The organism is Paenibacillus sp. GYB006 (genome assembly GCF_036577645.1).
Lineage (GTDB): Bacteria > Bacillota > Bacilli > Paenibacillales > Paenibacillaceae > Paenibacillus.
This window is the reverse complement of the sequence record NZ_JARBDA010000002.1, coordinates 710,064-725,664: the sequence shown is the minus strand read 5'-3', so window position 1 is coordinate 725,664 and position 15,601 is coordinate 710,064. Positions and strand designations below refer to the sequence as shown.

The following is a 15,601-nucleotide window of genomic DNA, read 5'->3' as shown; positions in this document are numbered from 1 at the left end:
CTCATCACTGCTAACACTCCGTTTTTTATTCTGATAAATAATTCCACTCTAGAAATAAGAATGAATGTTTGTTTAGTTTTTTTTATATTATTAGAGAGAAATTAAAATCTCTTGAAATTCAGTGAAGAGTCAAGGACTCGAAGTGAACGTTTTAGCTGCATAATGTCTTCATATATCGAAGGGAATTCAGGCAACGCAGGCATGTCCATAACTGGTTTTTTGTTATTTTCAATGGATTCCGCAAGCACTGCAAAACCATGTTGATACTTCTCAATTCGATCACTTGAAACATGACTAATATGGTTATCATTACGAGACGCAGCTAATAACATGTAGCCAAGATGTAAACTATCACCTACAGCAGGCCATAAAATGGTGGTTCGTGCATTTCTTCTCATCGATTCAGCAAAAGCATTATCATACACAAGTCTCAGCTGAATGAGCGCATTTTGAAGCTTTTCTTCGATTGATTTTCTAACCTCGATACTTTCACAGTTTAAAATGGCAGCTAAAAGCTCACCTTCTCTTTCTACCGCCTCTTTAAAAACAGAAGGTAATCTTTTCGAAGCCGTTTTCCTCCATAACCAGGTAATGCCGACCATAGCTACCGCACTTCCTATGATAATATCAACGATCCGCGCAGAAATGAAATATTCGCTTGTCAATTCTGGTTGTAAAGTCGAACCGATTAACAAAGTGCTCGGTGTAATAAAGATAACAGCTATTGAATAATTCCGACCATAGATTAGCTCGACAACGAACTGCAGACTGGCTAGTATTAACGGAACCGCTACGTATTGAGGGTGCAGCCATAATAAGATGGCACCTACAATAATTCCGATGATGGTACCCAAAGAGCGCTGTATACCTCTATGAAGACTCGCCACATACGTTGCTCCACCCATAACCGATGCGCTTGATAAAGGTACCCAGTAAGACCGGTCGAAATGAAATCCATATGCAATCGCAGCTGAAATAACAAGTATGATTCCGTATCGAAGCGCGATAAAAGGAGCATTGGATCCAGATGTAAACGCATTTTTCAATAATACGCGAAATCCTGCTTTCGTTTTGTAGTCCTTAGGATCTGTTTTATAATCAATTGCATTTTTTGAGTTAATCTCAACAGCCATGTTAATGTTAAGATACAGGTTTTTTATTGAATGATTTAATTCGTCTTCAAAGGTTAGCATTGCAAATCCTGATTCGTTCTCTTTTCCAAGCAACTGATCACCTATGATTTGTAAAGCATTGCTGAGTTGTTCTTCTACTTCATGTTTTGGCATTAGGGAGATATCAAGTATGGAAAGGAAAATTTCTCTTGCCTGTGTATTAAGAGCTCTTAATTTCTCTGTATATGGTTTGTCTCTCCGTCCGAACCACTTCGAATTCATCAAAGTACGATCCGCCTGCTGCATGAGAGAGGCCGTTTGGTGCTGCAGATCCGTAAACTGTGCGGTCCCTACGGCAGATAGTAGATTTGCCAGACTATAATATACCGCAGAACTTGCTTTACTCTCCGTACGGTGAGGATTCATAATAACCCCAGCCATACCTACCATCCAAGCAAACAATCCGCCAAGAAATAGAATGAGAGTATCTTGCAGAATGACATTTAGATTCGCTGTCATCGAAGTACCTACTGCATACGCAAGAACAAAGAACATTCCACTCGGTCCCGTGATCTGAAAAAGAGTAAACATAAGGGTAGATAATCCCCCTACGATACCGAACATAAGCACCGTTAACATTGTATTGTAAGAGCATAATGCTCCTAGCGCAAAGGAAACTGCCAAACCAAGAGCAACCCAAAATAATCGAACAGCACGCTGTGCATAGGTCTCATTAGACACATATAAAAAAGTGAATCCTCCTATAGAAGCCAAGATTCCTAAGGCAGGATTCCCCATTAATACGCCCAACAGGGCTGGTGTACCTACACTAATTGCAGAGCCTACTCCTCTAAACCAGTTCAAAGGAATAGGCTTAATTTGAAAAGCTTCTTTGTACATGGGTTTCTTTGGGAACGTGTGTTTAGCTCGTCGCCGAGAGCTATAAGAAATATGATTATTCATCTTGTCTACCTCAATTCAAAACTAAATATCCGTATCGTTCGTTGCATTTTTCTCAATCTGTTGAAGTACTTTAGTAAAAATCGTTAATTCTTCATTTGATATTCCTTCTAGAACTTGTTCGAATAGGTGTTCCAATTGTCCAAAAACTTCATTTCTTAGATCTGTTCCTTTTTCAGTAATAAATATGAAGTAGGAGCGCCGATCTGTGTGATTCGTTTTGCGAATAATGAACTCGCCTCGTTCCAATATATCTAGGATCTTCGCCAACGTGGCGGGGTCTTTGTCTGCGATGGAGGCGAGTTCTTTTTGTTTAATACCATCATTTTCATAAACTCTTTTTAGTACGGTCCATTGCTCCGGTGTAATGGAATACCTTTTCAGATGAGCTGATAAAAAACGAAGTAAAGCTCTACTGGTTTTCGTTATGGAATACCCGTACATTTCTTCTGTGCTAAGATTCATCGGCAACCTCCCTTTCTAATTCGTATGTATACAAATAATATGTATGCTAATTAATTATAGTTAAAATATTAATAAAATTCAATCCTTCTGCCAACTTCTCCCCCCTTACTTAAGTCGTAACAAAAACATCCTTGCTCAAAAAAAACAAATTTAGCCCCCTTGAGCCTTCAAGGGAGCTAATCATTGTAAATATGAGTAATCAACTTTCATTACATAAGTTTTATTCAGTTTGACGCTGCTGATTGGGCCCTATTCCCTGCTTCCATCTGCTCTCTGAAAACCACTACCAAGATCAAGGCAATGACGGAAAGAAGCGTGCAGATCGTAAACATCGTGGAATACGAGCTGCTCTGTACAACCAAGCCCATTACGAGTCCGCCCAGAGAGAAGCCCAAATCATACGAGGACATAAAAATACCCATAAGCACATATCTGGATTCAGAGGGGAGTACAAAAGACAAATAAGTAGTTAATGTCGGGTATAGAAATGCCACGGCAAAACCGCTGAGTACCGCGGACAGGTAAACCAGTCCTCCTATCGTCTCCATCAGCGCAAGCAGCTCGGTTCCCAGAGCAGCACATAACAGCAGACCCGCCATTAGCCAGGTATTCCAGCTGCCGTCTGAGGGAATTTTTTTACGCAGAATGAATCTGCATAGAATTACAATGAGCCCCTGAATCGTTAGAAACACTCCGGCACTCGCTTCCTCGGTCGATACCATGTACAGCGGAAGAAAGGTCGCGGTTGCCCCAAATACACACGAGGCAAACAACATGACACTACTACTAATTAACAGTGGCGTGCTATGCCAGATACTACCGAATGAACGCACCATATCCCACAGCGTATATGATTTGTTTTGGACCGTACTCTGCGGTAAATCTACCTTGTGTCCAATGATAAGCGGGAAAATTGCGAGTCCAATCATCAGCACAGTAAACCAGATGTTGTTTGCATTTTCCCAAATTTGAATCGCAAGTATAGGGATGACCAAAGAAGGAACCATCGTAAACAAGGTGTACATCGACAGCCCCTGTGCCCGGTCTTTATCCTCCAGCTTTTCTACAATCCCTGCCTGCATCGTCATGGAGAAAAATGCCGTAGCCACACCCTGCAGTGCCCGCAGCGAAAGATACATTTCCACCCCAGAGACGATAAACAATAGCAGCGTTGAAGCATGTAAGAATAGCAGCCATTTCATCACACGAAGCGGCCCATACTTCCCTAGAAGTCCCGCCGCAAACGGTCTTAGGAGCATACATGTAAACATGTACGCCCCCATCATCAGACCAATTTCAGCCTGGTTTAATCCAGCAGCCTCACTCCGCAAGGGAAGAATAATAGTCAGCGCAGAATTCGCAGCGAAAAACAAAAAAGCTAACATATAAAACCGGATAAAAGAAAAAGATACCGGATTTAATTTTCCATTGGTAGTTACAGAAGAATTCAAAACATCGTCCCCACTTTCTTTATCTTACAGTTAATCCACAGACATAACTGTGACTGGTTTTCACCGTTCGTGCCAAAGCAATCATCACTTCTGCTAGGATAGCATAATTTAACTACTTAAATGAATTGGAGGAAAATCCAGCGAACGTCCCATAATTATAAAATATACATTTTAGGATACTACCAGAGATTCGTCTTCGATTGTAAAAGCAAAAAATCCGCTGATCATTATAGCGAGATCAGCGGATTAATAATTCGATTGTATTACATTATTCTTTCAGTTGTATTCCGTTGTAAGAAGATCATCGTTTCAGCTAAATAAACGCTGAAGCTCTTCTACTTCGAGACGGGTCACGGGCTGATAAGCTGGACTTTTCACATATTGAAGGAAGCTGTATAGCAGCTGTCTACCCTCTACTGTAGTCATCAGGTGCTCATGATGAAGTGCACCCATAAGAACTCTTCCATTCAAAACACGGCATTCCATCAGCAGACCAAGTTTATGGTTTCGTTCAAAATTATCAATGGTTTGAACCAGAGGATTCAAGTCTTTTTCTAAGTGATCTAGAATGATGGACGATGACTGGGAGACAATACTCCACCACGGATAAGTCGAATATTCGTCTGTGGCAAAGTGCTCAAATATAGGATGGTCTTTTTGAATTAGTAATCCCATCGTTCCAACGGGAACCTCTTTGTTCATACTCTCTGAGATGGAGCGAAACATCGGATAGCACCAAAAATCAGTACAATAGAACCCTTGAACCGCATTCTGTATGTGATCAGGTGACGGGAAAAGCATGATATCTTCTCCTTGCTCAAGCAGCTCCAAGGCTTTCTCTGAAATCTCGGTAAACAGGTGCACCCCTTGCCAGTCTACTTCCAGCTCATTCGGATAAATCCAAAGTTCATAGGTCTTATAGATATCGGTATCTGGAATAGACAGCCGCAGGATCACTTTTGTCATGACCGAGACACTTGGCATATGAATGCGAACATCCGTAATCGTGATATATTGCTGACCATTTAATGAAGGTATTTTTGAAATCCCCTCCGCTAGACTATTACCTTCGCATAGCAGCTCCCATTTAAGGTCACATCCATCTAAAGTCTTTTTCCTAAAGTAGCTCAGCTCTATCCGCGCCTCGAAGAGTTCCCCAGCTTCATAGTTATATTTAGAGAACCTCGCTAGAAGCACAGCGTCGGAACAAAATGTTCTCCACTCCTCAGGTGTAATCATTCCCTTTGAATCCATGAACGCATCTAGTATGCCTACTAACGCAGTTCCCTGGCCACTGAAATCCTGTAGATCAAGTAACTGGAACCCGGCGAGGTGTTTAGAACGAAAAGCTGCTTCCAGTTCTTCTTTGTAACAAACTGCAGCCAGTTTACCGGAAGCTGTAAAATACTTTGCAGCAAGATGTCCCAAACCCTTAGCTTCTAAACGCTCGCGGAATAACTCAAAGTTCTTCGCTTTTATAGAACCTGTGTACTTCTTAATCTCCTCAAAATTAGGGAACGTAGCATACTGACCTATTTCATGTGAAATGACGGGTACACGGGAAATAAGCTGCTCACTTCCAGCATCCGCGGTAACTGTTTTGGAACCTGTGCCATATTGAATCTGAATTTCTTGCCCTTCCATTTTACCGGAATTGTCCGAAGTGCTGTCTTGCTCTGGAAAAATATTTGAGTCATAGTCTTTCAAAGTGTTTGGTAAATCTGTTTGCACATGCCCAAGAGGGGCATCACACATCGCATACGAGCCTCTGAACAAGCGGTCTTTGGAAAATCGCACGCCGCAAAAAAATTCACTTTCCGTTAGAATGTCTGGAGCAAACTGAAAGTTATTGGATCCTTCTGTATATAAATGACGGCTGTCATACTCTTTATAAGCTTTTAATATCGAATTCAGTTTATCTTTACTTCCCCACAGTTCATTCCCCATAGACATCATTACAAACGAAGGATGGTTGCCAAAAGCCTGCAGCATTGCATATCCCTCACTAATCAAGTAGTCCTGCTCAGCTTTATTATGTGAATCAGAGGATTCATCAGTGATCGTTCCCCAAAACGGAAGCTCCGGTTCCATATAAATTCCGAGAAGGTCCGCAGCGATAAATGCAGCTTCGGGAGGACAACAGGTATGAAAACGGTAATGATTAATCCCATAGGATTTAGAGATGCCAAGAATACGAATCCATTCATCGACGTCTGTTGGTGCATAACCGGTAAGCGGAAAGATCAATCCATCATGCTTACCGCGAAGGAATGTTTTATGACCATTGATTGAAAACTTGTCACCTTCCGCTTTAAATTCTCGTAACCCTGTTATAACTTCTTCCGAATCGAGAGTCTTCCCACTCGAATCTTGTAAACAAATATGGAGTTTGTACACATTAGGTTCATCGTCACTCCATAACAGTGCGTCTTCACCCAGCTGATATGTAACATGCAGATCATTGGAATTGGCAAGGAATATCTGCTCTTTTGGCGTATGAACGTGACTCGTATTTAGGGTTTGAGACGAGACGACGACACGAATATCCTGACATTCACCCACAAGTTCTGCTTTGAAATCAAATGAGCGGTGAGCAAGATTAGGATATACTTGGACATTTTTTAGAAAAACACGTTCAAAAAATTGAAGTTCCATTTTCCCAGTAATCCCGTTCCAGTTGGTCTGTGTATCTTCTGATGTAAGGTGTCCACCCTTTGTTGGATAATTGGTATTGTCTACCCGAATCGTAATCCTGTGTGTTCCTGCGGTTAGTCCTGATGCAATTTCGTAACGATGAGGCGTATTCAAGCTGTTTTGTGTCCCCCATAGTGCTCCATCGATCCAGAGGGTTGTTACTCTTGTTCTTTCCAGATGAAGATAACAACGTTTACCAGCCAAGTGATCCGGAATAACAATTTCTCTTGAAAACCAAGCGTAACCCTCAAATAAATACTCGTCAGTTAAAGATCCGACTAAAACCGTTTCATTTCTTCGGCCTTTTTTTGCATGAGATGTTGTATTTGGCAAGGAAATGGTGTCTGTGTATGTGGTTAAGAGCCCGTTATCGGACTTTTTTTCATCCAGATGTAAATTCCAGTTTCCCTCTAGATTCATTTTAGTTAGCATAATGCTGTCTCCTTTAAAGTTTATAGTTTATCTATGTAATCGCTTTCTAATTTAGGTAGCAATTTATACAACTCCTTCTATATTATAAACTTATCTCTCTTATAAAGCTTACTTTATTTGGGGGTTCACCGTGATGACACAAGTTGGGATCCGCCCACTCATCCCTCATTAAGAGTTCTATAGAATTGATTAAACTTTTATGTCAACAGAAGTACCCTCTTAAAAATTCTTAAGAGGGTACTCCATTTTAGAAAGTTCTGATTTAGATAAAACCAACTTATAAGCTGGCAGGTATCTTCACCCCGATAAGTTTGCCCTCAGCTTGGATAATGATCATCCCATCTGTCTTTAATGTTGCTTCGTGCAAATCTCCCCCCGTTTTCACTCTAAAAACGGGCCTAGTTGTCGTCAGGTTAATGCTGAGTAGTGTACCGTTCCGCTGTGCCCGGTATATCCCGTTTCCATAAACATCAATCTGTGCAACGGGTGCATCCCCGTTCCAGCCAATCTGCTGTCCATTGGTCATTTTGACACCTGTAATTTCACCAGTCGTTGTGTTTTTATAGACCAACCGCTCCTGAAGAATCTCTGCGAGCTCCCAGTTCTCACCATAAGGACGTTTGAAAGTCCGTAAAGGTTGTTGATCCGCCTTATAAGTATCAAAATTGTATTCCGCTACTTTATCGGCTTGTTCAATGTAAAGCTTGCTTCCTTTCAAAAGAATCTTTTTTTTGTCATACTCATATGGTGGCTCCCCCGGTACTTTCCATTTGTATTCCCGGCTACCCTTCAATTCTCCCGTCTTAAGGTTAAAGGCATTTACTATAAATTTGCGCTCAGGTAACGACTGAAAGTCAGACATTAAATCAGAATAATAATCTACTGAATATACAAGACCGTCTTTAATTTGAAGAGCTTCCCCCTGGCCAAAATCGCTCCATAGCTTTTTGCCCGTCTTTTTGTCAAAAGCACTCAGCTGGATGGAAGTGAGAGCCCCTTGTACATAAAATGTACGGAGGATGACCCCATCCGCCTCTTCAAGATAATCTGTGCCACTGCCTTCAGCCATCGGTTCGTTCGTCTTCCAGCGTAACTTCCCCGTTGTCTTATCAAATGCGAAGGTTGTGCTTCCATTAATTGCATAGAGTGTATCTTTCTCCGCTTTCAGTGCTTTCATATAATCCCGCGTATCAACAAATAAGGATGTGCTTGACTTCCATTTTAATTTTCCTGTTTTAGCGTTTAGTGCGTAAGGTTTCTGATCCTCTGACAGACCGTAAATGATGCCGTTGTCATAAACTATATAGGGATTTAAATGATTACCGTAACTCCATATCCGCTTTCCTGTTTTCGCATTCATGGCTACTAGCTTTTTTCCAGCAAACGTAAAGACTTTGCCCTCTTCCGCAATCGTCCGTACACCTGAATAGGTCACATCTTTATCAAAATAGCTGTCTGCCTGTGCTGTCCAGGTAGGTTTTAGTTCAGGAACAGAAATAACCGAAGAATTATACCAGTTTTGAATCGAAATATCTGCTGGTTCAGCAACTGCCTGGGATGGAAGAACACCGATTGCTCCCTGAACCGTAATGAATCCAGCTGTGATACTTATGAAGATGCGGCGTAGTGCTAAACTGTTAATACGTTTATTAGCTTGTTTATTTTTGGCTGTGGACATGAATTAGACCTTCCTTTCGTAACCTTTTCCTTATAGACGCATACTCAAAGTGAAAAGTTTGAAAGGAAGGCTCCGTTTTAAAACATGAAATTATTAAAGTTATAAGTAAAAAAGCCGCCATCAGCGACTTTATTATTGTATGTATTAAGAAATACAAGATTCTAAGACAATTATATAAATTTAAAAGAAGTATCATTTATCATTTCATATCTATTTTCATTGTTCTCCTCGATTATTTCCATTCCCTCTTCTTTTGGGTGTGTACTTCAAGTATTTTCATCTGGTTTATCTTTCAACATCATCAGTGTATGTGTTCCTCTTATATTGATCCATCTCCGAATTGACAACTATTCTTCACTTGTACGAATAAAAATTCAATACAATAACGCCAATGACAAGGGTAAAGCTGCTCCACAAGATCCGCTTCATACTTTTCTTCAAAGCATTTCCTCCTATAAACACGATCTAATTCTGTCTCTAATCTCGCATTATTTCTACATTCACCACTGTATCTTTTTCGTCAAAATCAAACACAAGCCACTCACTATCAATAGAAATGAATCCACGCTCGTTGCCAAGATAATACACCGATCGATTAGGTGCTTGGAAATAGGCAGTTTCCGTTTCTTTGCCGAGTATAGATTCTAACGATAATGCATCCATACCAACAAAGTCGTATTCTGCTAACAGGTCGTCTACCATCCATACACGGTTTTCCGGCTCAGCTACCCAATTAACCATCGTAAAATGAGATTTTTGCTCATGCACCCATAATTGATACAAGGCGCCCGTGAAAATAGTTACACATATTACTAGTGCTACATGGGTGCCCCAACTAGCTACTTTCCGATTAACCATATATAACGCAATCAATAAGATAAAAGGCAGTACTATACCGGTAATACTAAACAGATTAAAACTGCTATGCATCAATTGAATCCAGCAATAATAACCCGCGAATAAGACAATGAATAAAAACACATATACTCTCCACATCATTTTCACAGTGAAGCCCACCTTTTTAATTTCAGATCTTCAAGCCAGGAAAAGTAGAAACAGAGTGATCATACCATCGAGATGTTCTTATTTCCAAAATAGCGCTTATGGTCTTCTTATATAGAATGAAGGAATTCTAATGTTCGAAGACCACAAACGCATATTTTGCTCAACGCTCAAACAGATATGAACATCAGCCTTTTTTCAACGATTCTTTCACTGACTCTTGTACTGGTTCTCTTACTGGTTCTTTCAATGACTCAGCGAGATTCTCCTCTTTTTGAACTTTCGCCTGCTGCTTAAGCCCACTCGCTTCCTCCGATTCCTCTGCCGTTTGTGCTTTTCTAACCTTATGAAGTACTTCCTTCCCTGGAAGGAAATGCTGTGTTCGTATGTAGCGGATTGTTTTGGTTTTGACTCTCATGACAATCGAATGTGTCTCCGCTCTGTCGTCAGCAAGGTATCTTACTCCGCCGAGGATTTCACCTGGTGTAACTCCTGTGGCCGCAAAAATGACATCGTCCTTGCCGATCATGTCCTCCATCGTAAGCACTCGATAAGGATCTGCAATTCCCATCTTCAAGCAGCGCTGAAATGCATCCGCATTAGCAGGCATGAGTCTTCCTTGGATTTCTCCACCAAGGCAAGATAACGCAGCTGCCGCAAGTACCCCCTCGGGTGCTCCTCCTGAACCCACGTAGATATCAATGCCTGCTTCGGGAAATGCGGGTGCCATGGCTCCTGCTACATCACCGTCACTCAAAAATTTAATTCGCACGCCCACCTTCCGCAATGTCTTAATAATACTTTCGTGACGATCCCGATCCAAGATCATCACGGTCAGGTCAGAAATATTCTTGTTTAACTCGGCAGCGGCTTTGCGAATGGTCACATCTATGGGATCCTCAATACTCACTTTTCCTACGAGTGCAGGACCAACAGCGAGCTTTTCCATGTACATATCGGGCGCATGAAGCAGATTTCCTTTATTCGCAACTGCGATAACGGAGAGTGCGTTGTTAAGCCCCTTCGCTACAATTTCCGTTCCTTCCAGAGGATCGACTGCAACGTCCACTTCAGGTCCCTCATTGTTCCCAACCTCTTCGCCAATGTAAAGCATGGGCGCTTCGTCCATTTCACCTTCTCCAATGACTACGGTTCCCTTAATAGATACAGAATCGAACATGGCGCGCATCGCCAAAGTCGCTGCCTCATCCGCACTGTTCTTATCACCTCTGCCCATCCAAGGAGCTGAAGCCAGTGCTGCTAGTTCTGTTACCCTAACGATCTCAAGCGCCAATTCACGTTCCACTTATCTACACACCCTTTCTCCCGTTTGAGACTTATGATAATAGAAGTAGAATTATAAATCTACCAATTGATTCCTTATTTTGTATTTAAATGGATGAATATTAGATGAATATTTCTTCATACTTATTTAACTACTTATCTATTTTTTAAAAGTTACGATACACCTTGACCATTAAAATCCAATTCCTAAACTGCTTACTTTTATGTAAATAGTTTAATAATAATATTAGATAGCTAAACTTATTAATTTTTCAGGAGGTTACTATGTATAAAGAATTGGAAGGCAAAACAGTCATCATTACAGGTGCATCTACAGGTTTAGGAAAAGCAATGGCACTAAGATTCGGCCGAGAGAAAGCAAATGTAGTCATTAATTATCACAGCAAAGAAGAAAACGTGAAAGAGATCATTCAAGAAATTGTCCAAAATGGAGGCCGTGCGATCAGTCAGAAAGGCGACGTCTCTAAAGAAGAGGATATAAAAGCACTTATACAAAGCGCACATGAAAGCTTTGGGTCAGTTGATATTTGGGTTAATAATGCGGGAATTGAGAACGAGGTTCCATCTGAAGAAATGACACTCGAGAATTGGAAAGAAGTAATTGATGTAAATCTGACGGGTACATTCTTAGGATGCCGTGAAGCGATCAGTTACATGCTGGATCATCAAATTAAAGGGAAAATCATTAATATATCTAGTGTTCACGAGCAGATACCATGGCCTCATTTTGTCCATTACGCAACTAGCAAAGGCGGCGTCAAATTAATGACCGAAACGCTGGCGCTTGAATTTGCACCTAAAGGCATCCGAATCAATAATATCGCGCCAGGTGCTATAGAAACCCCCATCAATGCGGTGAAGTTTGCAGATCCAAAATCGAGAGCCGCTGTTCAGGATCTGATACCGATCGGTTATATTGGGAAGCCAGAAGAAATTGCATCCGTGGCAGCTTGGTTAGCTTCAGATGAATCTAGTTATGTGACTGGTACTACCATTTTTGCTGACGGAGGAATGACAAAATATCCTTCTTTTCAAGGTGGTAACGGTTAAGTTAACGTAGATGGATTCCATTTTAACCCACATAATTCACATGAAAAACTCTACTTAATAGATAGACATCTAACTAGATCTTCCTTCGAGTTGTATCCATATAGAAGTGAGATTTGCCCATAACAGTTGGAAAATAAAAGAGGGGTACGAATAATAACGATTAGTTGTTATTCGTACCCCTCTTTTACTCTATCTTTATCGATCAGTTCCTCGTCAATTATTTTTTTGCTTCTCTTTCTATACTATCAAATCTTTGTAAGACACCATTATTCCCATTAACATCTATTCCCGTAAAACAAGTTCCTAGGTAGCTTTGTTTTCTTTTTTGCTCATTACTAATCCTCCAACCAAATTCCATCTTCATAGAACACCTACTTGCAACCTTTGTAATTATAAGTATTTAATAGATAACAAAGACCATTAGGGGCTTCTATATAACTTAAAATGTGTGGTATGATCGTTGAATAAGGAGAGGATTTTATGCGTAAAAAGAAAACTTGGATCATCCTTCTAGCTTGTTTTGTTGTGCTTTTCTTTGGAGGAAAGTGGGCATATAATACCGTAATTCATACGGCTGCAAATCAAATATCAGCAGAACTGGCTAAGCCGGAAGTAGAACAAGCAATTAATCAATTAAAAGAACAGTATTTAACAAGTGACTCCAAAAATATAACAAACGATTTAAAAGATATAGCAAATGAAGCCAAAGATATAACTAAAGATGATATTAAAGATATAACAAAAAATACTAACAACGATACAACAAAAAATAGTACGAAAGAAAACACAGTAGAGAGCTCGCCTAAAAAAGATAAAGAGGACAAAGAGGATACGGTGTTTAAAAATCAAGATGAGGCTTTAAAATTCGTTGTCAGCCGAGTATCCGTATCCGATATAAAACATGTCAAGGAAATCGCATCTGAAGGGCTGACCGAAGAAAACAAAGAGAAGCTACAGAAAATGGCGCTTAAGAATTTCACAGTCGAAGAAATTGAGGCTGTACTCGAAGCGTTACAATAAAAATTCATACGAAGCGATACCAAGTCAAGAATTAAATGAGCAGATAAAAAGCAACCACACCTTAATAAAGTGGTTGCTTTTTACGTTTACTTTTATAGCTTTATTGTAAGATATTTAAATGTTACTGAACGGACTTCACTAATAAGTACTCACGATCTAAGGGATTATTATCTGAGAATAAATCCGGATTTGCTTCGAGCATTTCAGTGATGATGTTGGCTACCTTAGCTGCATCGCAAACTCTGACAACAGCATCTCCAAGCTGTCCTTTATACATCGCACCGTTATTTTCAAGAACCTCATCTACTTTCCAAAAATGCTCTGACCACGATAACCCGCAATGTCTGCGGGACGGTACAGAAATTTCGGTTCCATCGGGTAAAACGGTGTAAAGCATCTCATGGGCATCCGTTAATCTGCCTGATATGTCCACCCACTCTTCCACTCCATGAATAAAGGTATTGCGTTTTAAATCAACCCCAACTAATAATATAGTCGCTTTTCGGTCGAGTAATTTCCCCCAGGCAGAACCTCTCGCACAGGGAGTATCAAAACGATGATCGTCCTTAGTAAATTCAATAGCATCCTGACCTAATGCGGCCACCGAATGAGTGGGATGTAAGGAACGCACGACATCTTGCCGTTTACGGAAAAGCTCAGGCAGGATTCCAACGCAGGAAGGTGACTGTTCCACATTAAATCTTGGGTTATCACCATTTATGTAAGACCATGTGTGGGTAGGCAGCACCAACAGCCCGTCCTTCATATACTCTGTAAACGCATCCAAAACGGTGTCTGCACCGCCCTCGACAGGCCCGATACTTTTCATCGAAGAATGGATCAACAACGTACCTTCCCTATCAATGTTCAACTGTTCTAATTGTTTCATTAAACTTTCTATCGTGTGCATATTTATCCCCCTCTCTGTGGGCTATTATATCAAACTTGCAGGCGGTAATCTTTACTTAGGGCACATAACCGAAACCTAAAATGGTAAATCGCTTATTTTCCTGGTTATCTTCCATTCTAATCTCAATCGTATGCTCATCCGTTTCCTGTTCATTGTATAATAAAATCGCATTACAGTGGGTCCAATTTACCTTATGCGGATCTGCTGTCCTCACCTGTTTACCATTAACCCAAATACTTGCAGTTCCAAAATCCTCATTTCCCGAGTCTTTAAAAACCATGATGAGCCGTTTGCTTCGCAAGGTCATTTTAAAATAGTGTTTGTCTGATGTGCCTGTATGCATCCAATTATTAGGGAATAATGGGGTACCATGCGAATGATCATCCATCTCTGTCTTCTGGAGATCAGTATCTACCTCCCGAAAACCACCTTCATCAATTACAGCAATACGGTCGCCATTCAGGCGATCGAGCAGTTTTATGTCTACAAAATCATTTCCGATCAGTGGCGGCTTCCCATTCGCATCATCTTCTTTGTCAAGGGAAGATCGGTCGACCTCTTCAAATAACTTTCTAAGACAATCGCTCATGATCTGATGTCCTGCATTCGTTGGGTGATAAATATCGTAGAAAAATTGCTTTTTAGAAATGACGTTTCCTTGTTCCTTGGTCCATTGAAACTGATCTACTACGGCATCCTTAATACTGACCATAGGCAGATGATAATGCCAGCCGACAGGAGCGAGCCGATCTTGAAAATTCCAATCGCTCTCAAACACGCTGAACAATAAAATGACCGCCGGCTTGTTCTCTGCACCAAGTGCTTTGAGCACCAGACTTTCGTAACAATTCCCTTTTGTCTCATCGTCCGCATCATTAACAGCAAACTCTATGATCACGATATCCGGATTGGCCCTGCCATCTCGCAGAACATCACGTTCATAACGTACGATCCCCAGCTCTGAGGGTGTACCACCCACTCCTGCTTTGATCAAGCGAATGGAACTCCCATCTTCTCCAGCGAACATACGCTTAAATAGATCATATGACCGGTAAGCATAACAATTTAGATGAAGCGGTTCTGCCCCTGCTCCGTGAGTAATTGAACCCCCAATAAAAGCCACCGTGACAGGCTCACCACGTTTCGCTTTATCAATCGCCTTTTTCAATCTGTAAGTATTGCCTTTGGATAAAAGCGACTTATCTATCATATTACGATAGGCTTGTGATTCAAAATCAATCGCAGGCTCATTCAAAGATGGAGGAACTTGATGCGGATCGCGCGGTGCTGTCGGACCCTGAGCTTCATTCATCGATCCCGGTGCAGGGTTAAACATGAATCATCATCCTTTCGTGTGCTACTTATTAGAGAGCTTCTAAGTAATCATAAAGGTTTTTTAGTGTGCCCGGTTTATACGTTCATCGCATCATTGTAGCTCTTATGTTCAGTTACATCTACCTGTCAATAATGGTTTGAATGATGAATTGAATCTACCACACATCAATAATTAGACAGGTTGTTG

At 40.9% G+C, this 15,601-nt stretch carries 12 protein-coding genes; 2 read left to right on the top strand and 10 right to left on the bottom strand.

The features are described from left to right. Window positions 1–101 precede the first annotated feature (101 nt). The 7 genes from PV403_RS08650 to glpX form a co-directional block, all read right to left on the bottom strand. Window positions 102–2,075, bottom strand: coding sequence for an FUSC family protein (locus PV403_RS08650; RefSeq protein ID WP_332084239.1), 1,974 nt, complete (start codon window positions 2,073–2,075; stop codon window positions 102–104). 21 nt (window positions 2,076–2,096) lie between these two features. Next, window positions 2,097–2,537 (bottom strand): MarR family winged helix-turn-helix transcriptional regulator, encoded by a 441-nt coding sequence (locus tag PV403_RS08645; RefSeq protein ID WP_332084238.1) that lies wholly within the window; start codon window positions 2,535–2,537, stop codon window positions 2,097–2,099. Between the two features lie 224 nt (window positions 2,538–2,761). Further along, on the bottom strand, window positions 2,762–3,988 hold the full coding sequence (gene cntE / locus PV403_RS08640) for a staphylopine family metallophore export MFS transporter CntE (protein WP_332084237.1): 1,227 nt from the start codon (window positions 3,986–3,988) through the stop codon (window positions 2,762–2,764). 309 nt (window positions 3,989–4,297) lie between these two features. After that, on the bottom strand, window positions 4,298–7,114 hold the full coding sequence (locus tag PV403_RS08635) for a glycoside hydrolase family 2 TIM barrel-domain containing protein (protein WP_332084236.1): 2,817 nt from the start codon (window positions 7,112–7,114) through the stop codon (window positions 4,298–4,300). 277 nt (window positions 7,115–7,391) lie between these two features. Next, window positions 7,392–8,792 carry a PQQ-binding-like beta-propeller repeat protein gene (locus PV403_RS08630; RefSeq protein ID WP_332084235.1) on the bottom strand — a complete coding sequence of 467 codons (1,401 nt, stop codon included), beginning with the start codon at window positions 8,790–8,792 and terminating at the stop codon, window positions 7,392–7,394. 477 nt (window positions 8,793–9,269) lie between these two features. After that, entirely contained in the window at window positions 9,270–9,797 is a 528-nt protein-coding gene (locus PV403_RS08625) for a hypothetical protein (RefSeq protein ID WP_332084233.1), read from the bottom strand. A 184-nt stretch (window positions 9,798–9,981) separates the two neighbouring features. After that, complete coding sequence (glpX, locus tag PV403_RS08620) at window positions 9,982–11,100, bottom strand: class II fructose-bisphosphatase (protein ID WP_332084232.1); 1,119 nt, start codon at window positions 11,098–11,100, stop codon at window positions 9,982–9,984. Window positions 11,101–11,363: 263 nt separating this feature from the next. Between glpX and PV403_RS08615 the strand changes: the two genes are divergently transcribed. After that, on the top strand, window positions 11,364–12,149 hold the full coding sequence (locus tag PV403_RS08615; protein ID WP_332084230.1) for a glucose-1-dehydrogenase: 786 nt from the start codon (window positions 11,364–11,366) through the stop codon (window positions 12,147–12,149). Window positions 12,150–12,366: 217 nt separating this feature from the next. Here PV403_RS08615 and PV403_RS08610 read toward each other — a convergent pair whose 3' ends face one another. Further along, the gene (locus PV403_RS08610; protein ID WP_332084229.1) at window positions 12,367–12,507 is read right to left on the bottom strand and encodes a hypothetical protein; all 141 of its coding nucleotides are present in this window, start codon (window positions 12,505–12,507) and stop codon (window positions 12,367–12,369) included. A gap of 122 nt (window positions 12,508–12,629) precedes the next feature. On the opposite strand from PV403_RS08610, the gene PV403_RS08605 reads away from it, so the two are divergent. Continuing rightward, the gene (locus PV403_RS08605; protein WP_332084228.1) at window positions 12,630–13,169 is read left to right on the top strand and encodes a hypothetical protein; all 540 of its coding nucleotides are present in this window, start codon (window positions 12,630–12,632) and stop codon (window positions 13,167–13,169) included. A 121-nt stretch (window positions 13,170–13,290) separates the two neighbouring features. On the opposite strand, the gene PV403_RS08600 is transcribed toward PV403_RS08605, so the two are convergent. Further along, window positions 13,291–14,079 (bottom strand): AAC(3) family N-acetyltransferase, encoded by a 789-nt coding sequence (locus tag PV403_RS08600; RefSeq protein WP_332084227.1) that lies wholly within the window; start codon window positions 14,077–14,079, stop codon window positions 13,291–13,293. Window positions 14,080–14,134: 55 nt separating this feature from the next. After that, a complete protein-coding gene (locus tag PV403_RS08595; protein WP_332084226.1) occupies window positions 14,135–15,415 on the bottom strand; it encodes an SGNH/GDSL hydrolase family protein in 1,281 nt (426 codons plus the stop codon). Window positions 15,416–15,601 lie beyond the last annotated feature (186 nt).

Excerpts from the sequence above, each read along its gene's own strand:
- PV403_RS08650 (WP_332084239.1), bottom strand. The coding sequence starts at position 2,075 with ATGAATAATCATATTTCTTATAGCTCTCGGCGACGAGCTAAACACACG.
- PV403_RS08645 (WP_332084238.1), bottom strand. The coding sequence starts at position 2,537 with ATGAATCTTAGCACAGAAGAAATGTACGGGTATTCCATAACGAAAACC.
- PV403_RS08635 (WP_332084236.1), bottom strand. The coding sequence starts at position 7,114 with ATGCTAACTAAAATGAATCTAGAGGGAAACTGGAATTTACATCTGGAT.
- PV403_RS08630 (WP_332084235.1), bottom strand. The coding sequence starts at position 8,792 with ATGTCCACAGCCAAAAATAAACAAGCTAATAAACGTATTAACAGTTTA.
- PV403_RS08615 (WP_332084230.1), top strand. The coding sequence starts at position 11,364 with ATGTATAAAGAATTGGAAGGCAAAACAGTCATCATTACAGGTGCATCT.
- PV403_RS08610 (WP_332084229.1), bottom strand. The coding sequence starts at position 12,507 with ATGGAATTTGGTTGGAGGATTAGTAATGAGCAAAAAAGAAAACAAAGC.
- PV403_RS08605 (WP_332084228.1), top strand. The coding sequence starts at position 12,630 with ATGCGTAAAAAGAAAACTTGGATCATCCTTCTAGCTTGTTTTGTTGTG.
- PV403_RS08600 (WP_332084227.1), bottom strand. The coding sequence starts at position 14,079 with ATGCACACGATAGAAAGTTTAATGAAACAATTAGAACAGTTGAACATT.
- PV403_RS08595 (WP_332084226.1), bottom strand. The coding sequence starts at position 15,415 with ATGTTTAACCCTGCACCGGGATCGATGAATGAAGCTCAGGGTCCGACA.